This is a genomic window from Streptomyces sp. NBC_00691, from assembly GCF_036226665.1.
GTDB lineage: Bacteria > Actinomycetota > Actinomycetes > Streptomycetales > Streptomycetaceae > Streptomyces.
In genome coordinates, this window is record NZ_CP109007.1 from 3,089,122 (window position 1) to 3,110,066 (window position 20,945).

At 72.4% G+C, this 20,945-nt stretch carries 22 protein-coding genes; 8 read left to right on the top strand and 14 right to left on the bottom strand.

The window, feature by feature from the left end; translation table 11 throughout:
• Window positions 1-2 precede the first annotated feature (2 nt).
• The 4 genes from OG392_RS13865 to OG392_RS13880 form a co-directional block, all read right to left on the bottom strand.
• Window positions 3-1,124, bottom strand: a complete 1,122-nt coding sequence (locus OG392_RS13865) for a TIGR03364 family FAD-dependent oxidoreductase (protein ID WP_329279134.1) — start codon at window positions 1,122-1,124, stop codon at window positions 3-5.
• Window positions 1,125-1,280: 156 nt separating this feature from the next.
• A complete protein-coding gene (locus OG392_RS13870) occupies window positions 1,281-2,048 on the bottom strand; it encodes a GntR family transcriptional regulator (protein WP_329279136.1) in 768 nt (255 codons plus the stop codon).
• 50 nt (window positions 2,049-2,098) lie between these two features.
• Window positions 2,099-3,109: a hypothetical protein gene (locus OG392_RS13875; protein ID WP_329279139.1), complete on the bottom strand. Its 1,011-nt coding sequence runs from the start codon at window positions 3,107-3,109 to the stop codon at window positions 2,099-2,101.
• A 252-nt stretch (window positions 3,110-3,361) separates the two neighbouring features.
• Window positions 3,362-4,558 carry an ROK family transcriptional regulator gene (locus OG392_RS13880; protein WP_329279141.1) on the bottom strand — a complete coding sequence of 399 codons (1,197 nt, stop codon included), beginning with the start codon at window positions 4,556-4,558 and terminating at the stop codon, window positions 3,362-3,364.
• Window positions 4,559-4,643: 85 nt separating this feature from the next.
• Here OG392_RS13880 and OG392_RS13885 point away from each other — a divergent pair, with 85 nt between their 5' ends.
• Both OG392_RS13885 and OG392_RS13890 read left to right on the top strand, forming a co-directional pair.
• Entirely contained in the window at window positions 4,644-5,732 is a 1,089-nt protein-coding gene (locus OG392_RS13885; protein ID WP_329279144.1) for a Gfo/Idh/MocA family oxidoreductase, read from the top strand.
• Complete coding sequence (locus OG392_RS13890) at window positions 5,729-6,223, top strand: heme-degrading domain-containing protein (RefSeq protein WP_329279147.1); 495 nt, start codon at window positions 5,729-5,731, stop codon at window positions 6,221-6,223. The genes OG392_RS13885 and OG392_RS13890 overlap by 4 nt, the downstream gene beginning before the upstream one ends.
• Window positions 6,224-6,283: 60 nt before the next feature.
• Here the strand turns inward: OG392_RS13890 and OG392_RS13895 are convergent, their stop codons facing one another.
• The 4 genes from OG392_RS13895 to OG392_RS13910 all read right to left on the bottom strand — a co-directional run bounded on the left by OG392_RS13895 (window position 6,284) and on the right by OG392_RS13910 (window position 9,048).
• Window positions 6,284-7,141 (bottom strand): fumarylacetoacetate hydrolase family protein, encoded by an 858-nt coding sequence (locus OG392_RS13895; RefSeq protein ID WP_329279150.1) that lies wholly within the window; start codon window positions 7,139-7,141, stop codon window positions 6,284-6,286.
• Window positions 7,142-7,279: 138 nt separating this feature from the next.
• Entirely contained in the window at window positions 7,280-8,008 is a 729-nt protein-coding gene (locus OG392_RS13900; protein ID WP_329279152.1) for a YidC/Oxa1 family membrane protein insertase, read from the bottom strand.
• 127 nt (window positions 8,009-8,135) lie between these two features.
• Window positions 8,136-8,432, bottom strand: coding sequence for a DUF6412 domain-containing protein (locus tag OG392_RS13905; RefSeq protein WP_329279154.1), 297 nt, complete (start codon window positions 8,430-8,432; stop codon window positions 8,136-8,138).
• Window positions 8,433-8,508: 76 nt separating this feature from the next.
• Window positions 8,509-9,048: a winged helix-turn-helix transcriptional regulator gene (locus tag OG392_RS13910; protein WP_329279156.1), complete on the bottom strand. Its 540-nt coding sequence runs from the start codon at window positions 9,046-9,048 to the stop codon at window positions 8,509-8,511.
• Between the two features lie 90 nt (window positions 9,049-9,138).
• Here OG392_RS13910 and OG392_RS13915 point away from each other — a divergent pair, with 90 nt between their 5' ends.
• Window positions 9,139-10,539: an MFS transporter gene (locus OG392_RS13915; protein WP_329279159.1), complete on the top strand. Its 1,401-nt coding sequence runs from the start codon at window positions 9,139-9,141 to the stop codon at window positions 10,537-10,539.
• 98 nt (window positions 10,540-10,637) lie between these two features.
• Here OG392_RS13915 and OG392_RS13920 read toward each other — a convergent pair whose 3' ends face one another.
• From OG392_RS13920 to OG392_RS13930, 3 genes are read right to left on the bottom strand one after another with little or no spacing between them, the layout of a single operon-like run.
• Window positions 10,638-12,212: a sodium:solute symporter family protein gene (locus OG392_RS13920; RefSeq protein ID WP_329287251.1), complete on the bottom strand. Its 1,575-nt coding sequence runs from the start codon at window positions 12,210-12,212 to the stop codon at window positions 10,638-10,640.
• Between the two features lie 38 nt (window positions 12,213-12,250).
• Window positions 12,251-12,418: a hypothetical protein gene (locus OG392_RS13925; protein WP_266966298.1), complete on the bottom strand. Its 168-nt coding sequence runs from the start codon at window positions 12,416-12,418 to the stop codon at window positions 12,251-12,253.
• Complete coding sequence (locus OG392_RS13930; RefSeq protein WP_329279162.1) at window positions 12,415-13,242, bottom strand: class E sortase; 828 nt, start codon at window positions 13,240-13,242, stop codon at window positions 12,415-12,417. The genes OG392_RS13925 and OG392_RS13930 overlap by 4 nt, the downstream gene beginning before the upstream one ends.
• 63 nt (window positions 13,243-13,305) lie before the next feature.
• Between OG392_RS13930 and OG392_RS13935 the strand changes: the two genes are divergently transcribed.
• From OG392_RS13935 to OG392_RS13945, 3 genes are all read left to right on the top strand, one after another.
• The gene (locus tag OG392_RS13935) at window positions 13,306-14,301 is read left to right on the top strand and encodes an SEC-C domain-containing protein (RefSeq protein WP_329279164.1); all 996 of its coding nucleotides are present in this window, start codon (window positions 13,306-13,308) and stop codon (window positions 14,299-14,301) included.
• A gap of 118 nt (window positions 14,302-14,419) precedes the next feature.
• Window positions 14,420-15,376, top strand: coding sequence for a NaeI family type II restriction endonuclease (locus tag OG392_RS13940; RefSeq protein ID WP_329279167.1), 957 nt, complete (start codon window positions 14,420-14,422; stop codon window positions 15,374-15,376).
• Window positions 15,377-15,390: 14 nt separating this feature from the next.
• Window positions 15,391-15,912 (top strand): very short patch repair endonuclease, encoded by a 522-nt coding sequence (locus OG392_RS13945; protein ID WP_329279168.1) that lies wholly within the window; start codon window positions 15,391-15,393, stop codon window positions 15,910-15,912.
• On the opposite strand, the gene OG392_RS13950 is transcribed toward OG392_RS13945, so the two are convergent.
• From OG392_RS13950 to OG392_RS13960, 3 genes are all read right to left on the bottom strand, one after another.
• The gene (locus tag OG392_RS13950) at window positions 15,913-17,103 is read right to left on the bottom strand and encodes a DNA cytosine methyltransferase (protein ID WP_329279169.1); all 1,191 of its coding nucleotides are present in this window, start codon (window positions 17,101-17,103) and stop codon (window positions 15,913-15,915) included.
• Between the two features lie 189 nt (window positions 17,104-17,292).
• Window positions 17,293-17,496 carry a hypothetical protein gene (locus OG392_RS13955; protein WP_329279170.1) on the bottom strand — a complete coding sequence of 68 codons (204 nt, stop codon included), beginning with the start codon at window positions 17,494-17,496 and terminating at the stop codon, window positions 17,293-17,295.
• A gap of 122 nt (window positions 17,497-17,618) precedes the next feature.
• Entirely contained in the window at window positions 17,619-18,476 is an 858-nt protein-coding gene (locus OG392_RS13960; protein ID WP_329279172.1) for a hypothetical protein, read from the bottom strand.
• A 293-nt stretch (window positions 18,477-18,769) separates the two neighbouring features.
• Between OG392_RS13960 and OG392_RS13965 the strand changes: the two genes are divergently transcribed.
• Together OG392_RS13965 and OG392_RS13970 are read left to right on the top strand one after the other, a co-directional pair.
• Window positions 18,770-19,459, top strand: a complete 690-nt coding sequence (locus OG392_RS13965) for a hypothetical protein (RefSeq protein ID WP_443054771.1) — start codon at window positions 18,770-18,772, stop codon at window positions 19,457-19,459.
• Window positions 19,460-19,523: 64 nt separating this feature from the next.
• A complete protein-coding gene (locus OG392_RS13970; RefSeq protein WP_329279174.1) occupies window positions 19,524-20,945 on the top strand; it encodes a transcriptional regulator in 1,422 nt (473 codons plus the stop codon).

Below are 20,945 nucleotides of genomic sequence, written 5' to 3' on the forward strand. Positions count from 1 at the left end.
GTTCACCAGCCCAGTTCGTCTGCGGTCTTCTCGGCGATGGCGGGCGAGCAGGTCATGCCGCGGCCGCCGGGCCCGGTCACCAGCCACACGCCGTCCCGGACCCGCTGGCGGTGGACGACCCGGCTGGTGTCGACGCACTGCGCGTACACCCCGGCCCAGCGCCGCTTGATCTTCGGCAGCGGGCGGCCGAGGAAGGACTCGACGACGCGGGTGAGGTGCTCGTAGGGGTCTTCGAGGGTGTCGAAGGCGAACGGGTGCTCGTACTCGTGGGTGTCGCCGATGGTCAGTCCGCCGTCGAGGCGCTGCACCATCAGGAGCTGCATCCTGTGCGCGGCGGCGGTCGGGTCCTGCGGCTGCGCGGCCTGGAGGGAGTCCAGGGCCTCGGAGGCGTACGCCGGGTAGTAGCGGAAGGAGTCGGCGTCGGCGACGGAGGTGGTGAGCGCCTCGCCGAGGGGCTCGGTCTGCATCATCTGGAGCCGGACACGGCGGACGGGGATCTCGCCGGCGACCTCGCGGACGAGGCCGGAGAGCCAGGCGCCGGTGCACAGGACGACGGCGTCGCCGCTGTGGACCTCGCCGCGGTCGTCACGGACCGCGTTCTCCCCCACGACGTCCCGGACCTCGCGGTTCGGCAGGAAGGTGTACTTCCCGGTGGCGAGGAGGGCCTCACGGAGGGCGAGCTGGGCGAGGCGGGGTTCGACGGCCGCGTCCCGCTCGCACCAGAGCGCCGCCTCGAACGCGCCGCGCAGGGCCGGGTTGACCGCGCGGGCCTCGTCGGCCGTCAGCAGCTTGTAGCCGCGGGCGGCGGCGTCGGGGCGGGCCACCGCGGCCTCGGCGACGGCGAGTTCCAGCGCGTTCCGTACCGGGGTGAGCGAGCCGATGGCCCGGAAGCCCAGGCCGGGGACCCGGGCGCCGATGCCCTCCCAGAGCTCCCGGGCGCGCAGGGCGGTGTCCAGTTCCTCTCCGCCCGCCCGTCCGCTCACCCAGATCTGGCCGAAGTTGCGGAGGGACGCTCCGCGCGCCTCGGCCTCGCGCTCGATGTGTACGACCTCGTGGCCGCGTTCCACTGCGTGCCAGGCGTGCATGGTTCCCACCACGCCGGCTCCTACGACGATCACCTTCATGCCGTCGACGGTCCTGGGAACGGGTGACCCGGACGGGGCCGGTGGGCGACCGGACGGTGAACGGCCCGACAAGCTTGGACCAGACCCGTTACCTTCCTGTGATCCAGAGGGGGTCGTGATGGTTCCCGGCGCGCGGCCCGCCGTTCCCTCCCGGGATCAGCCCTGCCGCCCCAGGTGGGCGGTGAAGCTGAACCGGTCGCCCCGGTAGAGGGTGCGGACCCGCTCCAGGGGCCGCCCCTCGGTGTCCCGGGAGATGCGGTGGAGCAGCAGCATCGGCAGGGCCGGCGGCGTCCCCACGAGGAGGGCCTCGCGGGGCGTCGCGAGGACCGTCTCGATGCGCTCGTCGGCATCGCCGAAGGAGATGCCGAGGCGGTCGTGGAGGTACGAGTAGAAGGAGGAGTCCGGGTCGAACTCGGTGTCCAGGCGCGGGGCGCGGGCCTCGGAGACATAGGTGCTCTCCAGGCCGACCCGCTCGTCGTCGGCGAGGAGTACGCGCTCCATGTGCCAGACGGGCTCGCCGCGTTCGGCGCCGACCTCCGGGGCGAGCGCCTCCGGACAGGGGAACCGGTCGAGCGAGATGAGGCTGCGGCCGGGGCGGAGGCCCTGCCGGCGGACACCCTCCGTGTAGCTCGCGAGCGAGAGCGGCTGTTCGAGCTTGGGGCCCGCCACGACCGTGCCCCGGCCCTGGCGGCGCAGCCGCCCCTCCAGGAGGAGTTCGCGCAGCGCCTGCCGGACGGTCTCGCGGGACACCTCGTACCGGACGGCGAGGTCGCGCTCGGTGGGCAGCAGCCCACCCTCCCCCAACTCGTCCACCATCACGGCGAGTCTGGCCTTCACGGCGTAGTACTTGGGCACGCGGCCGTGCTCCGGGATGCCGGAGTTCACGGGGGCGCCCGGGGTGCCGGGGGTGTTCTGGTAGTTCACCGGGGGATGGTCGCAGACGGGGATGAACGGGAAGGTGTACGTGGCATGACTCACCGGTGCCGGGCCCGGCGGGCGGACCGGAACAGCACCGCGCCGAGGAGGACGAGGGCGGCCGCGAGGGGGGCGAGGAGCATGACGTACTCCTCCGACTCCCTTCCTGTGGTGGCGAGTTCGCGGTCAGGACCGGCGAGCACGAGGTCTTCCGGGTCCGCGGCGGTGGAGCCCGGCGGGCGGGGCGTGACCCCGGGCGGCCGGGAGGGGGTGGCCGGGGCGGGGGTGCCGGATGTGTCAGGTGCGGGGTCGTCGGCACCGGTGGAGCGGTTCGGGGCGACCGGGCCCACGGTGAGGCGGTAGTCGCCGGACTCGCCGACCCAGTCGCCGTCGGCACCCCGGCGCTGGACGACCGCGGCGTTCACGACGACCGCACCGGGGGTGGTCCGGGCATGGAACCCGAGCCGTACGGAGACGGTGAGGGTCTGGCCCGCGGGGACCGTGAAACCGCCGAAGCCGTCGGGGCCGTCGACGCCGGTCGACGTGCCGAGGCCGTCGGGGCCGGTCGAGCTGCCGGGGCCGTCGGGGCCGGTGAACGCGCCGACGTTCTCGGCCTGTTCGGTCGCCTCGAAGGTGACGGGCCGCCAGCGCGCGGCCCCTTCGTCGTAGAACTCGAACCGGATCTGCCCGGGCCGCAGCGCCCGCTGCTCGTCGGTGAGGACGAGCACGGGATGGATGCCGGAGCAGACGCCGTCGGTGGTGTTGGTGAGATCGAGCTTCCACTCCTGGAGGGGGCCGCCCGCGGGGTAGTCCGCCGGCCCGCCGTGGATCCGCGTGTCGAGGGGGAAGGCGGAGCCGGAGGGCGTGCCGCAGGCGGGGGCGGGGGGATCCGGGGCGGGGATGTCGGGTGCGGCCTGCGCCGGGGCGGGGGCCGTCGTCGAGGGGGCCGAGGGGGCCTGGGCGGTCAGGGCGGGTGGCGCCAGGGCCAGGTGGGCGGTCGCGGTGGCCGCCAGAGCGGCCGCCGTGGTGAGGGCACGGGCGCTGCGGGGCCGCAGGGGGACGGATGCCATGGGGCGGAGGCCTTTGCTTGCTCGCGGACGAACGGGGCGGCCGCGACGCTGCCATGCCGCCGGGGCGGGGGCGGGCAGCGACACCGCGCCCGCCCCCGGACGGCCCGGCCGGTCCGCCCGATCGGCCTACTGTCGTACGTACTTCTTTACCTATCGGCCCTCTCGCTCACCGGCCTCCTTCCTGACGACCGGAGCGCGGCCTCCATCCCGAAGACCGGAGCGCGGCCTCCATCCCGAAGGCCGGAGCGCGGCCTACTTCCCGAAGACCGGGGCGAGGATCAGCCAGGCGGCCCCCGCCGCCACCGCGTCCCCCTCCCCCGCCACCCCCACCGGGGCCGTCAGGCCGAGCCCGGTGAGGACCTCCCGCACCCCGCCCGCGAACACCTCCGGCGCGGCGAGGACCAGCCGGCCGCCGAGCAGGACCTGGTCGATGTCGAGGAGCCGTACGACGTTGGCCGCGCCCGCGCCGAGGATGCGCGCGGCCCCGGCTCCGTCGCCGCGCGCGACCGCCGCGAGGCACAGGACCTCCAGGCAGCCGCGCCCGCCGCAGCCGCACGGGGGCCCGTCGAGCTGGACGGTCTGGTGGCCGAGTTCACCGGCGCCCGTCCTGTCCCCCCGGAGCGGCGCCCCGCCGAGGACGAGGCCGGCGCCGAGCCCCGTACCGAGGTGGACGTAGGCGAAGGAGCCGGGGGCGCCGGGGCGGACGGCGAGGCCGAGGGCGGCGGCGTTGGTGTCCTTGTCGAGGACGACGGGCAGCCCGAGGCGCCGGGCCAGCTCCTCGCGGACGGGGTGGCCGTCCCACTCGGGGAACCCGGTCACGCGGCCCGGGACTCCGGCACGGTGGTCGAGCGGCCCGGGCATGGCGACACCGACACCGAGGACGAGGACGGACGCGGGCGCGGCGGCGGGCGCGGGTGCGCGAGCGGGCTCGCGCCCGGTCGCGCGGGCACGCTCCGGCTCGACGGCGTGGGCGGGCTCCGGCTCGGACGCGCGGGCAGGCTCCGGCCCGACGCCGGGGGCGGGCTCCGGCTCGGCCGCGGGGGCGGCGGCACCGGCCAGCAGCGCCCGTACCTCCTCCGTCACCGCGTCCAGGACCGGGCCCGCGCCCGCCCCGAGGTCCAGGGCGCGCGTGCGCCGGTCGACGACCGCGCCCGCGAGGTCGGTGAGCAGGGTGGTCAGTTCGTCGCGGTCCAGGTGGACGCCGACGGCGTACCCGGCGGTGGGGACGAGCCGCAGGACCGTACGGGGCTTCCCTCCCGTCGAGGCACGGTGGCCGGCCTCCGCCGCGAGGCCCTCGGACCGGAGCCGCGCGGTGATCTTGCTGACGGCCTGTGGGGTGAGCCCGGTCCGCTCGGCCAGTTCGAGGCGGCTGATCCCGGTCTCGCCCGCGGTGCGCAGCAGGTCGAGCACGAGCGCCGCGTTGGGGCTGCGCAGGGCCGGCACGTTCACTCCACCACTCCGATCAGGTCCGTCTCCACCTGCCCATTGTCGCTGCCGCTTGCACTTTGGCAACACCGTTGCTTAAGTGAGGGGCATGACTGGCACCCCCCGCACCCCCCTCCGCGTCGGCCTCGTCGGCTACGGCCTCGCGGGCTCCGTCTTCCACGCCCCCCTGATCGCCGCGTCCGAGGACCTCGCCCTCGCCGCCGTCACCACCGGCAACCCCGAGCGGGCCGCCGAGGCCCGCGCCGCCCACCCGGGGGTCCGGGTCGTGGCCGCTCCCGAGGAGCTGTGGGCGGACGGGGCGGCGGACGAGCTCGACCTGATCGTCGTCGCCTCCCCCAACAAGACGCACGTCGCGATCGCCACGGCCGCCCTGGAGGCGGGGCTGCCGGTCGTCGTCGACAAGCCGCTGGCCGGCACCGCCGCCGAGGCCCGCGCCCTCGCGGCCCTCGCCGAGGAGCGGGGCCTGCTGCTCTCCGTCTTCCAGAACCGCCGCTGGGACAACGACTTTCTGACCCTGCGCCGGCTCCTCGGCGAGAAGGCGCTCGGCGAGGTCCAGCGCTTCGAGTCCCGCTTCGAGCGCTGGCGCCCGCTGCCCAAGGGCGGCTGGCGCGAGTCCGGCGCGCCGTCGGAGATCGGCGGCCTGCTCTACGACCTGGGCAGTCATGTCGTCGACCAGGCCCTGGTCCTCTTCGGCCCGGTGGTCTCCGTGTACGCCGAGTCGGACGTCCGCCGGCCGGGCGCCGAGGCCGACGACGACACCTTCCTCGCGCTCACCCACGCGAGCGGCGTCCGTTCGCACCTGTACGTGAGCGCCACCACCGCCCAGCTGGGTCCCCGCTTCCGGGTGCTCGGGCAGCGCGCGGGCTTCGTGAAGTACGGCCTCGACCCGCAGGAGGCGGCCCTCCGCGAGGGGCTGCGCCCGGAGCCGGGCGGGGTGTGGGGCATGGAGCCCGAGGAGCTGTGGGGCCGGCTCGGCTCCGGCGAGTCGCCGCTGACCGGCGGCGGGACCCCGGTCGAGTCGCTGCCGGGCGACTACCCGGCGTACTACGCGGCCGTCGCGGCCGCCCTGCGCGGCACCGGCGAGAACCCGGTGACGGCGCACGAGGCCGCGGCCGCGCTCGACGTCCTGGAGGCGGCGAAGCGGTCCGCCCGCGAGGGCGTCACGGTGACGCTGTGAGCGACCGGGAAGTGGGCGAACTGGAGGCGCAGGAGGCCAGGCTGGTCCTCCCCCGCTTCACGTACGAGGACGCCTGGACGCTCGGGAGCATGCTCGTCGGCATCGCCCGCGAGCGCGGGGCGCCGGTGGCGATCGACATCAGGCGCGGGCCGCAGCAGCTGTTCCACTGCGCGCTGCCGGGGTCGAGCGCGGACAACGACGCCTGGATCGACCGCAAGCGCCGGGTCGTCGAGCGGTACGGCGTCAGCTCGTTCCTGGTCGGCGCTCGGTTCCGCGCCAAGGGGACGACCTTCGAGGCGTCCTCGCGCCTCGACCCCGACCGGTACGCGGCGCACGGCGGCGCGTTCCCGGTCGCGGTCGAGGGCGCGGGCGTGATCGGCTCGGTCACGGTCTCGGGGCTGCCGCAGGCCGAGGACCACGCGATGGTCGTCGAGGCGCTGGAGCGGCTCCTCGGCTCGTACGCCTCCGCCGCCGCCTCCGCCACCGGCTGACGAGGACGGCGGCGCCCCACGCGGGGCGCCGCCGTCCTCCCGGAGAGGGAGGCGATCGGGTCAGGCGCTCTTGAGCTCCTGCCGCTGCCGCCCCAGGCCGTCGACCTCCAGCTCGACGACGTCACCGGGGCGCAGGTACGGCTTGGGGTCCGGCTGCCCCATGGCGACACCCGCGGGGGTGCCGGTGTTGATGATGTCGCCCGGGTGGAGCGTCATGAAGCGGCTGACGTACCGGACGACCTCGGCGACGGGGAAGATCTGGTCCGAGGTGTGGCCGTCCTGCTTGAGCTCGCCGTTGACCCAGAGGCGCAGGCCGAGCGCCTGCGGGTCCGGCACCTCGTCGGCGGTGACGAGCCAGGGGCCGAGCGGGTTGAAGGTCTCGCAGTTCTTGCCCTTGTCCCAGGTACCGCCGCGCTCGATCTGGAACTCGCGCTCGGAGACGTCGTGGGCGACGGCGTACCCGGCCACGTGCGCGAGGGCCTGCTCGTCGGTCTCCAGGTAGCGGGCGGTGCGGCCGATGACGATCGCGAGCTCCACCTCCCAGTCGGTCTTCACCGAGCCGCGCGGGACGAGCACGGTGTCGTCCGGGCCGACGACGGTGTCGGCGGCCTTGAGGAAGACGACGGGCTCGGCCGGGGTGGCCTGGCCGGTCTCGGCGGCGTGACCGTGGTAGTTCAGCCCGATGCACACGACCTTCCCGATCCGGCCGACGGGCGGGCCGACGCGCAGCCCGGTGGCGTCGAGCGCGGGCAGCACGCCGGCACCGGCGGCGGCCCGTACCCGGTCGAGGGCGGAGGCGTCGGCGAGCAGACTGCCGTCGATGTCGTCGACCAGCGCGGACAGGTCGCGAAGCGTCCCGTCCTGGTCGAGCAGGGCGGGACGCTCGGCTCCGGGCGGGCCGACACGCAGCAGCTTCATGGACTTCTCCCTGTGGTCGAGGCGGGCCCGGGAAAGGACCCTGAGGTACCCCGGCCGATGGAGTGCGGCCATCGGAGGATTGGTCGATCCTCCAAGACATCAGGTCACTCTGCAAGACCCCGTTCAGCCACTGGACCCTTACGCGCGAGTAGCAAGCGGCGCGGCGGGCTCCTTCTCCGCCCGTTCCCGGAAGAGCAGGGTGCGCTCGACGGCCGTCCAGGTGGTGCTCGTGACGACGTAGAGGGCGGCGGCGAGGGGGACGACGGCGACCGTGATCAGGGTGGCGAAGGAGAGCAGCGGCATCACCTTGGCGATGGCTCCCGCGCCCGGCGTGGGCTGGCCCAGATCCATGGGCTGGGCGGCGAGCTGCGCCTTCGTACGCCGGTACGTGTACGTGGCCACGGCGGCGACGAGCGCGAAGAGGACGAGATAGACCCGGCCGGCCGGGCCGAAGGGGCCGCCGTGGTCGAGGGCGTCGGCCCAGTGGTCGCCCAGCGGGGCGGCGAACAGGGCGTGCCCGGCCATCCGGTCACCGGCGAACAGGTGGTACATCAGCAGGAACGCGGGCGCCTGGAGCAGGCTGGGCAGGATCCCGGCGAACGGCGAGACCTTCTCCCGCGCGTGCAGCTCCGTCACCGCCTTGCGCAGCTTCTCGGGATTCTTGGCGTGCTTCTTGCGGAGCGCCGCGAGTTCCGGCGCGATCCGGGTGCGCGCCTTCTGCCCGCGGGCGGAGGCCCGGGACAGCGGGTGGACCGCGAGCCGTACGAGCATCGTGAAGAGGACGATCGCGGCGGCCGTGGCGGTGGTGGCGAAGAGCGGTTCGAGCAGGGCGGCGAGCCGCTCGACCAGCGAAGCGAAGACGGACATGGGGGAGCCCTCCGTGGGGTCTCGTCGTGCCGGGGAGATGTCGGGTCTCGGCATGACGGATCCGCGCGAGGGATGCCCGGTGCGGTGTCCGGGCGAGCGTGTCCTGGGTGAGGTGGTGCGGGGCTCCCTACGCGGCCGTCAGGAGGGGACGGCCGGGAGCGCGGGGTCTGCGACGCCCCGCGGCGTCGGGATCGCGCTGGGGCAGGAAGGCGGTGCGCCGCTCGCGGTCGCGGATGGCGGTGCGCACGGCGGTGGGCGGCACGGCCGGGGCCGTACGGGCCCCGAACAGGGCGCAGACGACGGTGGTCGCGGCGAGCGCGACCGCGGCGGAGACGCCGCCGCCGTCGGAGAGCAGGAGGTCGGCGAGGGCGAGGAGGAAGAACAGCGGCGCGAGGACCCGCAGAGCAAGGCTCCTGGTCGTCATTCCGCGCCTCCTTCCTCTCGTCGCTCAACAGTTTCCCACCGAGAGGACGTGCGAGGCGCACCCGGAGTTCCCCGGCTCAGCCCTTCGTGTGATCCAGGGCGAGGAGGAGCCTGCGGGGCGCCAGCAGGGCGCGGCTGACCGGGTCCGCCGGATCCCGGTCGAGCCCGTCGCCGGGCCGCATCTCGACGTCGGCGGGCGGTACGGGGACGCGGCAGGCCGGGCACTCGCCGTACGGGCCGAGTTCGGTGCCGCAGTCGGCGTGGTGGAAGTGGCGCACCGCCAGGGCTCCGGGGACCTCGGCCCGCCCCCAGGCACCGAGCGAACGCAGGACGGGCCAGAGGGCGAGACCGCGGTCGGTGAGCACGTACTCGTCGCGCGGGGGCGACTCCTGGTAGCGCCGGCGGTCGAGGACACCGGCCTCGACGAGGGCCTGGAGGCGGGCGGCGAGGACGGCGCGGGGAGCGCCGAGGTGCACGAGGAAGTCGTTGTAGCGGCGGACGCCGTAGAAGGCGTCGCGCACGACGAGCAGGGTCCAGCGCTCACCGATGACCTCGAGGGCGCGGGCGATGGAGCACTGCTGGTGGGCGTAGTCCTTGCCGAGAGCCATGCAACCCATCGTACCCAATGAAGGTTCATTCACTGAACCTTGCTGCTACCTTGAGGGGAGAGTTCATTCACCGAACCGACCGGTGGAAAGGTTCCCGCCATGCCGCAGCCCGCGTCCACCGCCCCCGCCCCGCCCCACGGCCTCCGCGCCGACGCCCGGACCCGCCCCGGGGCCACGCTCGCCGTCACCGCCGCGGCCACCGCCGTCGCGCTGATGAACTACACCGCCCCGATGCTCACCCTCCCCGACATGGCCGCCGCCTTCGGGACCCCGGCCTCCGCCCGGGCCTGGCTGCTCAACGGCACCCCGCTCGGCCTCGCCGTCCTCCTCCTGGTGGCCGGCAGCCTCGCCGACGCGCACGGCCGCCGCCGGGTCTTCCTCCTCGGCACCCTCGCCCTCGGCCTCACCACCGCCCTCGGCGCCTTCGCGGGCTCCACGGCCACCTTCACCGCGGCCCGGATCGCCCAGGGCGCGGCGAGCGCGGCGGTCCTCGCGGGCAGCCTCGGCCTGCTGGCCCAGGCGTATCCGGCGGGACGCGACCGGATCAGGGCCACCGGGATCTGGGGCGCGTCCGTCAGCGCCGGCATCGCCCTGGGCCCGCTCCTCGCGGGCGCGCTGAGCCTGGTGGACTGGCGGCTCGCGTACGAGGTCCTCGGCACGGCGGCGCTGGTGACCGCGGCGGCCGGGGCGCGCCTGCTGCCGGGCGACAGGGCGGCGGAGACGTCCGGCGGCGCGCGCGCCCGCCCCGACCTCGCGGGCGCAACGGCCCTCGGCCTGGCCCTGGCGGCCCTGCTCACCGCCCTCACCCTCGGCCGGGACGGCTGGCTGCGCCCCCAGGTGGGCCTGCTGCTGCTCGCCTCGCTCGTCCTGACGGCCCTTTTCGTGCGGGTCGAGCGGCGGAGCCGTACGCCCATGGTCGATCTGGCGCTGCTGCGGCGGCCGGCGTTCCTGGCGTCGACGCTGGGGGCGCTGTTCACGGGACTGGCGGTGATCGGCCTGTTCAGCGTGGTGCCCGCGCTGCTCCAGGGCGGTGCCGGGATGTCACCCCTGGGCGCGGCGTGGCTGTTCGTCCTGTGGTCGGGCACGGCGTTCGTGGTGGCTCTGCAGACCCGCCGGCTCGCGGGCCGGCTCTCCGCCCCGTACCAGCTGGCCCTGGGTTTCGTCCTGTCGGCGGCGGGGGTCCTGGCTCTGCTCGGCGGCCTGGAGGGCGCGGCCGGCGCCTGGCCCCGCCTCCTCCCGGGCCTCCTGGTGGCGGGCGCGGGCAGCGGACTCCTGAACGCCGCCCTGCCACGCCTCGCGGTCGACTCCGTACCACCGGAGCGCGCGGCGATGGGCTCGGGCGCCAACAACACCGCCCGCTACATCGGCTCCTCGGCGGGCGTGGCCCTGATGCTGGCACTGGCGACGGCGGGCTCCGACACGGCGGTCCTGGTGTCTGCGGCACTGGCCCTGACGGGCGCGGCGCTCACGCTGACCCTCGGCCGGAAGGACTCACGCTGACGCGGGACGGACGGCGCTCGGCCGGAAGGACTCACGCTGACGCCGGACGGACGGCGCTCGGCCGGAAGGGGTTCACGCTGACGCCGGACGGACGGCGCTCACCCCGAGGCCCGGCCTCCATCGGCATCCCGGCCTCCGTCGCCATCCCGCCCGCCGGTGGCATTCGGCCCGCCGGCGGCATTCGGCCCGACCGCGGCCTCATGCCCGCCGACGGATCTCAGCCCGACGGCGGCGTCGGTGTACTCCTCCAGGGCGAGGACGTCCTCGTCGGCGCGCCGGTCACCGCGCTCGGGCGGCCCGTACAGACTCACCGCCACGCTCACGAGCAGATTGACGACCAGGGCGAGCAGCCCGGCGTTGACGCCCCACAGCGGATCGTTCCCGGAGAAGACGAGCGCGCAGACGACGGACACCCCGACCACGAGCCCGCACACCCCACCCACCACCGTCATCCGCCGCCACGCGAGCCCCAGCAACACCAGGGGCAGGAGCTGGGCCATCCCCTCGTACGAGATGAGGGAGAGGCGGACGAGGGTGTTGGGCGCGGTGTACGTCATGAGGAGCGCGAGCGACCCGGCGACGACCACGACGATCTGCGAGAGCCCCTTCTCACGAGCCCGCAGCCGGGGCACGAGACTGAGCACGCTCCGCCCCCACATGGTGCCGATGACCAGCATGAACACGGCCATCGGCACGATCGAGGAGAGCGCGGCCGCGACGCCGACGATCCCGACGGCCCAGGCGGGCAGCGCGTCCGTGATCAGCTTGAACAGCGCGAGGTTCGACTCGGCCCCGACGAGCCCGGGAACGACGAAGAGGGCGGCGGTGCCGAGGAGCATGGGGACGAAGAGCAGGACGTTGTACGCGGGCAGCCAGACGGCGTTGCGGCGGAGGGTGTCGGCGTCGCGAGCCCCGAGGTACCCGGCGACGGTGGTGGGGAAGATGACGACGGTGAGGGAGTTGAGCACCGTGGTGGAGGCGAACCAGCCGACCCCGTAACCGCTCTCCTCACCGCCGTGCCCGGGAAGCTTGAGCCACTCGCCCTTCTCGTCGACGAGCCGCCCGAAGAACTCCCCGAAGCCGCCGAAGTAGTGCAGGGGCACGTACACGAAGAGGAAGCCCAGGGTGAGCACGACCAGGGCGTCCTTGAGCACGGACACCCAGGCGCTCCCCCGCAGTCCGCTCACCACCACGAAACCGGTGGTGACGGCGAAGGCGAGGAAGTAGGCGAGGTCGAGGCCGATGGTCCCGTACGAGATCGTGGACACGACCACGCCCATGCCGGTGATCTGCAGCTGGATGTACGGCAGGAGGAACACGGTCGCGAGGACGGCGACGGCCGCGCCGAGCCAGGGCCGGCGGTACCGGTGGGCGGTCATGTCGCTGAGCGCGACGAGCCCGTGCTTGCGGGCGTACCCCCACAGCATCGGCCCGACGACGTAGCCCACGGCGTAGCCGCAGGACATGTAGGCGACGACGTAGAGCACGGGGGCGCCGTAGTTGTAGCCCCAGCCGGCGGCGCCGAGATAGCTGAAACTCGTGTACCCCTCCCCCGCCATGAGCACCCAGATGAAGACCGGCCCGAGCGAACGCCCGCCGACGGACCAGGCGTCGAGCCCACCGGTCTGGTGCCGGCGCACGGCGAGCAGCCCGAGGACGACGGTGAGCACCATGAACACACCGAAGACGGACACGGCGACGGCGGCGGAACTCACGACCGGTCCCCCCGCCGGGCGAGCGCGACGGCCACGGGAGTGACGAGGGTCGCCCCGAACAGCCAGAGAACGAACAACGGCACCCGGTTCACGAACGGCAGCGCGACGACGAACAGGAGGTACGGAAGGAGGAGCCACAGCAGGTGGGGCCGACGTCTGATCACCCGGCCGAGCCTAACGACGGGACCAGCTTCGCCCAGACGACGAGCCGGTAGGCGCTGCTGAACTCGGGGGTGCAGGTGGTGAGGGTGAGATAGGCGCCGGGGGCGTCGTACCCGTACGAGGGCTTGACGATCGACCGGGGCACGGGCCGGACGACCCCGACGTCACGCGGAGCGGTGCGGGGCAGGATCCGGTCGACGCGATAGGTGTACGTGGCCCCCCGGGTCCGCACGGTGACGAGGTCCCCCTCGGCGAGCCGGTCGAGGTACCGGAAGGGCTCGCCATGGGTGTTGCGGTGCCCGGCGAGAGCGAAGTTCCCGACGCGTCCGGGGGCGGCGGTGCCGGGATAGTGCCCCACGTACCCCTTGTCGAGAACGGACCGCCTGGAGACACCGCGGGCGACCGGGACGGTGAGTCCGAGGCGCGGGATACGGAGGACGGCGAAGGCCGCGGAGTCCGTGTCGGGCCCGCCCTGGGCGGCATCGGCGGTGGGACGGTCCGGCTCGGCGGAGGGGGCGACGGATGCGACGGGGGGAGCGCCGGAACGGGAGGGATCGGAGGTACGGGCGGGGCCATCGGCACCAGGGGTGGTGTCGGGGGCAGGGGGAGAGATGTCCCACTCCCGCTCCAGCACCCGCACCTGCTGGAGGGCCTCGGCACGGGCCTGCCGGTTGGTCCACCACAGCTGGTGCGCCACGAGCAGCAGCACGACGACGCCACAGGTGACGACCGTCTCGGCGGCGACCCACAGCAGGCGCGCACCCCTACGGCGCCGCCCCCGCGACTGGACGACGACCGGCACCCGCTGCCCCACCCTGGCCCGCACGCGGGGCACGATATGCGCTGAGGCGCCAACTCTCCAGGCCCGTACAGCAGTACGGTGGAGGGCATGCGCCCCGACACTCCTGCCGCCCACGCCACCGAAGCCGAGCGCCTGCTGCGCACGGCCGCGCAGTACCCGGGAGACCGGGAACGCCTCCACCTCCGGGCCGCGGCACACCTGGAACTGGCGGGCGACCGCCAGGCAGCGACGGCCCTGTACGACACGCTGCTCTCCTCCTCCCCCGCGGACCCGCTCCTGATCAGGTCGCTCAAGGCGGCGAACCTCTGGGAGTACGGTCACGAGGCGGAGGCCCGCGCGATCATCGACGGCATCCGGCGCGCACGTCCCGCGGACGCGGCGCCGTGGCAGATCGCGGCGGAGACGCTGGAGGCGCACGACGAGCTGGAGGCGGCGGAGAAGACGCTGACGGAAGCGGCGGCGCTGCTGGTCACGTCCGCGGAACTCCCCCACGCGACGCAGTCGCTCCTCATGACCCGCCACCGCGTCCGCCGCATGCTGGCGCTGGACCACGACGCGTGGGACGACCAGGCGGACCGCCTGCACACGGCGGCCGTCCCCCTGGACGAACTCCACGACCCGAAGCGCCTGTGGTCCCTGGGCTCGGAGGACCCGGCGGAACTCCAGGCGGAGATCGCCCGCCTCCGCTCGGAACTCGGCACCTACCGCACGGCCCTCTCCCGCCCGTTCCCGGTGGCGGTCCTGCACTGGCCGGAACCGGAACTGGACGAGCTGCTGGCGGCGTACCCGGAACTGGAGGCGGAGTACCCCACGTACCGCGCCCACCTGACGGACATCGAGGCCTCCCTCCGCGAACTCGCCCAGGCGGGCACCCCGAACCTGGGCATCGTCCGCGCGACGGTCCCCTCGTACGAAGCCTTCGCGGCCTCGGAATCCACCCACCCGTCGAACGCGGACCTGCTCCCCCAGTACGCGACGACCCTGGCGGCCAGGGGACGGGCGACGGCGTGGCCACCGGTCTGGACGGACCCGTGCTGGTGCGGCCGGGGGGCTGCGTACGGGGAGTGCCACGGGTCGGAGTGATCACTGGCCGGTCCGGCAGAATGCTGGTGCGGCTCGGAGCGGGGGTACGGGGAGCGCCAGGGGCGGAGTGATCCGAGTCGCACATCGGGCGTGGACACATCCGGGGGAGCTGACAGCAGTGCAGGAATCCTTTCTTCCTTTCGACATCGCGGCCGCGCATAACGTGGCAAGCCGGCTCAGCTGCTCCCCGGAACCTGACGCCGCCGTCTCCGAGGTGGCTGCCTGGCTGGAGCAGCGGCAGGCGGCCCAGGTCATAGGAGACTCGATACGGCAGGCATTCGACGAAGTGCTGGACGGCCAGCGCACCGGCCGCTTCGATATCGACACGCTGGAGAAGACCGAGAAGACCTACCTCGGCACCAAGGTGGAGATCATCCTGAGGAGCGCCTTCGGCCTGGGCCGCGGCCGGAGCATGGACTACGTGATCGCAGGTCATGAGGTCGACTCGAAGTTCACCGTCGGACAGAACTGGACCATTCCGTCAGAGGCCGACGGGCACATCTGCCTTCTCGTCTCCGCCAACGACCGGAAAGGTGAGTTCGCCGCGGGAATCCTGCGCATCAGCGACGACGTGTTGAATCCTGGCAGGAACCGGGACGGCAAGCGAACGCTTTCGGCGTCGGGGCGGAACGCAGTCCTCTGGATTACCAGCCGGGCAAGGCTTCCGGAGAACATCCTTCTCCGCACCAGCCAAGCCGACCGGGAAGCGATCTTCGGAGCTGGCGGAGGAAGAAGCGGACAGCTGCGTACCGACGAGCTGTTCCGGCGGGTTCAGGGACGAGTCATCAACCGGAACACCGTTCTCACCGTCGCCCGGCAGGACGACAGCCCCAAGCGGGTCCGCGACGCCCGAAACAGGCTGCGCTCCGAAGGCATCGCCATCCTCGGGCATCTGAATCCGCACCCTCAGATCGCCCTGGCACTCGGCCTCGACGTTCCGGGAAAGGGATCGTGGCTTTCCACGGCCCTTACTCAAGTCGGCTCCGAGAGCAACCGGGCCAGGGCCGAAATCAATGGGCTCTTCTACGCTGTTCCCCTCCCCGGGGAACAGCCGACCGTCCCCGCGCCGCTGTAGGGGCCGCCAGCACCATGGACAATCCACGCCAGAGGGACACCCGCCCACCGGCTGGGGAGCCGGAACTCCCGCCGGGTTCCTGGGCCTCATCCGCCGCCCGCCGGCGCAATATGCAGGCCATCCGTAGCCGCGATACGAAACCGGAACAACTGGTCCGGAGGCTGCTGCACGCGCAGGGGCTGCGCTACCGCGTCGCCGCCAGGCCGGTGGCCGACCTGCGGCGGACGGCGGACATCGTCTTCCGGCCGGTGAGGGTCGCGGTTTTCATCGATGGGTGCTACTGGCACGGATGCCCCGAGCATTACGTGCCGCCCAAGACGAACCCCGGCTACTGGTCGGACAAGGTCGCCGGCAACATGGCCCGCGACCGGGACACGGACGCGCGGCTGCTGGAGGCGGGTTGGACCGTCCTCCGCTTCTGGGAGCACGAGGCACCCGCCGAGTGCGCCCTCCGGATCGCCGCCGAAGTGGAGAAGCGCCGTGCCTGTGCCCGTGCGGAAAAGAAGGGCGCGGACCCAGGCACGGACACTCCTTGATCAGGACTGCTGTACGTCCCTCTCCCGGGCGGCCTTCAGGACCTCCATGATCGAGCGGCCCACGGCCTCGGCGACCGGCGGCGGGAAGGCGTTGCCGACCTGCCGGTACTGAGCCGTCTTGCCCCCGTCGAAGATCCAGTCGCGCGGAAAGCCCTGGATGATCGCGGCCTGTTCGACCGTCAGCATCGGGCCGTCCACACCGAAGAGATCGCGGTCCGCCGAGTTCTTCTTCTCGGCGGTCTCGGTGTCATTGGCGACCCCGAGGCCCGACACACCCAGCTGCTTCCAGGCCGCCTTGGCCCGGCTCGGACCGAGGTCGGCCCCGCCGTGCTTCTTGGAGCCGCCCACGAGCGTGGGGGCGATGCCGGCGCTGCCCTTGGCCCTGAGCTCCGCGTGCCGCTCCGACGCCTTCCGGTGCCACCTCTCCAGGGCATCCCGCGCTTGCTGCTCACGGACGCCGCCGTAGTGGACGGCGTACCGCGCCTCCATCGACTCCTTCAGCGCCTCCGCGACGCTGAACGGCTCCTCGTGCGTCGGCGTGGGCCACTCGTACTTCACGTCCTTCAGGACGTCTTCCCGGATGGCGACGAGAATCGCACGCGGCCGGAGCTGTGGGACCCCGAAGTTGCTGGCCTCCAGAAGACCCCAGTGACAGACCCGGTAATTCATCCCCTCTACGGTGACGACGGTCCCGTCTACCTCGCGGTACGAGCCACCCGCGAGCCTGGCCTTGATGTAGTCCCGGTAGTCCTCGAATTTGGGGTCCAGGATGCCCCGCACGTTTTCAATCATGACCGCCCGGGGGCGGAGCTTTCCCACGAGATCGAGCATGCGCGGGAAGAGATCCCTCTCGTCGTCCCTGCCCAGCTGCTTTCCCGCGTGCGAGAACGGAGGGCACGGCACGCCGCCGGCCAGGAGGTCCAGCTCCTCCGGCTGGAGCGGCGCCCCATCCCGGCGGATGGTTTCGAGGGGCTCGAAATCCTGCACGTCCGAGTGGCTGAGGTCACAGTGCCGCAGCTCCCACGCCCAGTCCGGCCGCGTCTCGATGTTCCGCCGCAGCGTCTCCCTGGCGTTCTTGTCGATCTCCACGAGCGCGAGGTGCCGGAAACCCGCGCGATGCAGGCCGATGGCCTGTCCGCCGGCTCCAGCACAGATCTCGATCGAGGTGAACTCCGATGCAGTGCTGGCCATGCACCCTCCTTCATACCCGAACCCCGGCTGGCGCCTTGTGCCACCAGCCATCACAGAGGGTGACAGACCCCACTGACAACGCGACCTGAAAGTAGACAGCGCCCACATAAGTGTGCGGCATCAGGCACGGGTGTCTGACCGCGCCTCGGGCGGATCGGGAGCGTACTCCTCGCACCGCGCCCACGGTGACTAACCCGCCACACTCCTGAACAGAGTGAGGATCAGGATGCCGAGGGTGAGCGCGCCGGCGAAGGCTCCGGCTCCCCAGCGGACCGAGGCGAACATCGTCTCCCCCTCCGCCCTGGAGAGGGCGAAGGCAGTGGCGGCAGCGACGACCGAGACGAAGACGGCGAAGCCGATTCCGACGATCAGGGCCAGAGAAATGTGCAGCATAAAGGGACTCCTGTGCAACGTGAGCGAGGAGGCGGTCCGGATTCGGGCGCCACAGAGACCGGAGCGGCGACTTCGACCCACCCCGTGCTGGTGTTCTTCGGAAATGCCCCGAGGGCTGTGGGCTAGCGCCCCAGGCTGGCCTCCGTGGGAAGGCTGGCCCGCATGATGAGCTCGGCGGAGCTTCCGAGACCGGCTCCCATCAGCGCCAGGGCGAGCCGCATCGTGGCGTCCGCGCCACGCTGCCCGTCGGCGAGGAGCAGCGCCTCGGCCAAGTCCGCGTCGCCGGTGGTGTGGAGCGCGGCGACGGCGGCGCAGAACTCGGCCTCGCTGAAGGCCCTGCTGGCCGACCAGGCCGTACCGACAAGGTGCCGGAGGTTCCCCGATACCCGCGCCGCCCGCAGGATCCCCAGGGTTTCAGCCACCGCGCCGCTCTCGGTGACCTCCCGGCCCGTCTCCGCGGCCTCCGGCTTCTCCCGGTTCTCCGGGTCCTGTGACGAGTAACCCGGCTTCTCCGAGCTCTTCGGGTTCTCGCCGGTCTCCAGCAGCCCGGTGTTTCCAGAGTTCCGCCGGTCCTGCGCCGGTCCCGTTGCCGGAATGGTGCCGGGTGCCGGGTCGTCCGTACCGGGTGCCTGAGCAGGCAGCCCCCCGATGACGGACGCGGCGTGGACGTCGCGGTCGAGCCGGTTCAGCCACGCATACGCGCGCAGCTCTTCAAGGGCGGCCAGGCTCACCGGCGCGTCACCGGCCGAGTTCGCCCGTGCCGCCGCGAAGAGGACGCGAAGGTCCGACTGCCAGGGGATTCGGCGGCCGGTCCAGTAGTTGGACAGGGTGCTGGGTGCAATGCCCAGCTGCTGTGCGCGGGCGCCCTGCTTGGGGGACCTCATCGCGTTGACCAGCGCGCGGAACTGCGTGGCGAACTCGATGCGACCAGGCGTGCAATCTTCCCAGAACGTTTCCCGTACCTGGCCCAGAGCGGCCATTGAACCTCCAGAGACGAACGTATGTGTCGCACATTCAGTCTGACGCGATCATGCGCAGGACAACACAGGAACCAGTCGTTCCGCCGAACCCGGATGTTTGCATTGCTGTGGGCTCCGCCTCCCGGTGTTTGCGTTTCCGCCAGCCCGTGCCCCCACATGTTTGCGTTGGGCCGCAAACACCCGGGACAGCTTGATCTACTGGCCGGCGCCCGCTTCCAATGGAAGGCAAATAGATCCGGGCGCCGGCGACCGCACGCGGACGCAGACCCCTGGTCGGCCTTAAGGAGATCATCGTGGTGGACACCGACATTCCCTCGTGGCGGACCAGCACGCAGGGGACCATGGTCCGCTGCGCGCTCTGGCTCGTCACCGAGGTCGGCGTGGATTCGGTCTTCACCAAGACCCAGCTGCGCGAGGCGTTTCCAGAGACCTCACAGATCGACCGCCGCATGCGGGATCTCCGGGTACACGGCTGGGTGATCGCAACGAATCGCGAGGACCCCACCCTGTCCCCGAGCGAGCACCGGTTCGTCGAGCAGGGGGCCGAGGTCTGGAAGCCCGGCCAGGCGCGGATCAAGCCTGCCGCCGCCGGCATCAGCGCTCCGCAGCGCCGTGAGATCCTCGACCGGGACGACCACCTCTGCCGGGTATGCGGCATCGCCGCCGGTGAGGCGTACGACGGCGGCGTCGAGACCGCCCAGCTGGACATCGCCCGCCGCGAGGTGCTGAAGCCGGGCGGCAGGACCGTCGAGCTGGTCATCGAGTGCCGGCGGTGCAGGATCGGCGGCCGGGGCCGACAGACCGACATCACGGAAATCCTCGGCCGGCTGGCGAAGATGAGCGGTGTGGAGCGCGAGCTCTTCGCGCAGTGGGTGGCGGCCGACCATCGGGACTTCAGCACCATGGAGCGCCTGTGGGGTGAGTACCGCAGTCTGCCGGCGGAGTCCCGTGAGACGGTCCGCGCGGCGGTCAGGCGGCCGTAGCACACCGTGGCGGAGAGCTGGACGGGAAACGGGCCGAGGCCCGGAGTTGAGGAGAATCGTGGGAATGCTGGCATTCGCTCTTCCGCCGAAGGGCCCGGAGAACACCGAGCTCGTCGCACGGCGGCTCCGTGAGTCCACCGAAGCGAACAAAATCAGCGAGACCGTCACCGTGGAGTGGAACGGTCGTCCGATCCACGTCGGTGTCATCGACATGCCGCTGCGGGACGTCTACTACAACCCGGCGACTCACCGCATCAGGGCTCAGCGCGACCACGACCCCGACCTCGCCCGCGGGCTGGAGTGGGATCCCTGGAGCGTGGAAAGCCAGGAATACCTCGACCGGCTGCTGAGGGGAAAGCCCGCCAGCCCTGACGAGACGGACCCGGACTTCGAAGCTCTGCTGGAAAGCCTGCGCTCCGTCGACCAGCAGGAACCCGGGCTCATGACGCATGAGGGCATCCTCGTGAACGGCAACACGCGTGCCGCGGCCCTGCGCCGGCTGGGGCGGGCCTCGATCCGGGTCGGCGTCCTTCCCTCTTCCTTCACCTGGGACGACATCAACGCGGTCGAGCTGACCCTTCAGCTGCGTCCCGACAAGCGCCGTGACTACTCCTACATCAACCGCCTGATCGCCATGGAGGAGCAGGAGCTGATGGGTCGGGAGGAGGCAGACATCGCACGCGACTTCCACATCCAGCTCAAGACCTTCCGGCAGGAGCGGTGGATTCTCGGAGTGATCCGGGACATGATCGAGCGCAGTTCCACGCCAGAAGGCTCCCAGCTCGGCCTCTCGGACTTCGAGGGCCACCAAGAGAACCTGAAAGAGCTGCACCGTACGTACGAGAAGGTGCGGGCTTCGAGCCAGGAAAAGGCCGAGCGGGTCAAGGAGAACCGGATCGCGGCCATCATCCTGGACTTCGCCAAGACCAAGACCCGTGTCATCGGGGAAGACTTCCAGGGGACCTACCTGGAGGGAAGCCTGCCCACGCTGTTCGAGGCCGCCAGTTCCGGCGGGGAGAGCGCGGCCGGCCCGGCCGGAATCTCCATCCCCGGTCTGTCCGTCGTCGTCGCCCCGCCCTCGGACCCGGTCATCCGGGCCCGGGCCGTGACCGACCAGATCCTCCAGGCCCGCGCCACCTGGTCGTCCCGCAACGTTCCGGACGCCGTACGCGAGGCCGCTCAGCGCGAGATCGCCGAAGCCCGCAAGGGGATGCGCCGCGCACTGGACGCGGCGGAGCGGGACGACCGGCTCAGGAAGGTCAGGCAGACCACCGCGGAGCGTCTCGACGACGCGCGCGCGTCGATCGACCAGAGCGTGAGCGATCTGGTGCAGGCGCTCGGTAGCAACAGTCTCGACGAGGCGAGTTTCGACAGCGCGCTGCTCAGGGTACGGAGCAGTCTCGCGAAGCTGGCACGCCAGGCCAGCCGTGGTGTCAGCACGCGCGGTGAGGGCGTCAGCTGGCTGATCAAGGCGAGCGAGGACTGA

What these genes read in the sequence shown, in the direction of transcription:
- OG392_RS13865 (WP_329279134.1), bottom strand. Translation starts at nt 1,124, where the DNA reads ATGAAGGTGATCGTCGTAGGAGCCGGCGTGGTGGGAACCATGCACGCC.
- OG392_RS13875 (WP_329279139.1), bottom strand. Translation starts at nt 3,109, where the DNA reads ATGGCATCCGTCCCCCTGCGGCCCCGCAGCGCCCGTGCCCTCACCACG.
- OG392_RS13885 (WP_329279144.1), top strand. Translation starts at nt 4,644, where the DNA reads ATGACTGGCACCCCCCGCACCCCCCTCCGCGTCGGCCTCGTCGGCTAC.
- OG392_RS13895 (WP_329279150.1), bottom strand. Translation starts at nt 7,141, where the DNA reads ATGAAGCTGCTGCGTGTCGGCCCGCCCGGAGCCGAGCGTCCCGCCCTG.
- OG392_RS13900 (WP_329279152.1), bottom strand. Translation starts at nt 8,008, where the DNA reads ATGTCCGTCTTCGCTTCGCTGGTCGAGCGGCTCGCCGCCCTGCTCGAA.
- OG392_RS13905 (WP_329279154.1), bottom strand. Translation starts at nt 8,432, where the DNA reads ATGACGACCAGGAGCCTTGCTCTGCGGGTCCTCGCGCCGCTGTTCTTC.
- OG392_RS13910 (WP_329279156.1), bottom strand. Translation starts at nt 9,048, where the DNA reads ATGGGTTGCATGGCTCTCGGCAAGGACTACGCCCACCAGCAGTGCTCC.
- OG392_RS13915 (WP_329279159.1), top strand. Translation starts at nt 9,139, where the DNA reads ATGCCGCAGCCCGCGTCCACCGCCCCCGCCCCGCCCCACGGCCTCCGC.
- OG392_RS13920 (WP_329287251.1), bottom strand. Translation starts at nt 12,212, where the DNA reads ATGGTGCTCACCGTCGTCCTCGGGCTGCTCGCCGTGCGCCGGCACCAG.
- OG392_RS13935 (WP_329279164.1), top strand. Translation starts at nt 13,306, where the DNA reads ATGCGCCCCGACACTCCTGCCGCCCACGCCACCGAAGCCGAGCGCCTG.
- OG392_RS13945 (WP_329279168.1), top strand. Translation starts at nt 15,391, where the DNA reads ATGGACAATCCACGCCAGAGGGACACCCGCCCACCGGCTGGGGAGCCG.
- OG392_RS13950 (WP_329279169.1), bottom strand. Translation starts at nt 17,103, where the DNA reads ATGGCCAGCACTGCATCGGAGTTCACCTCGATCGAGATCTGTGCTGGA.
- OG392_RS13955 (WP_329279170.1), bottom strand. Translation starts at nt 17,496, where the DNA reads ATGCTGCACATTTCTCTGGCCCTGATCGTCGGAATCGGCTTCGCCGTC.
- OG392_RS13960 (WP_329279172.1), bottom strand. Translation starts at nt 18,476, where the DNA reads ATGGCCGCTCTGGGCCAGGTACGGGAAACGTTCTGGGAAGATTGCACG.
- OG392_RS13970 (WP_329279174.1), top strand. Translation starts at nt 19,524, where the DNA reads ATGCTGGCATTCGCTCTTCCGCCGAAGGGCCCGGAGAACACCGAGCTC.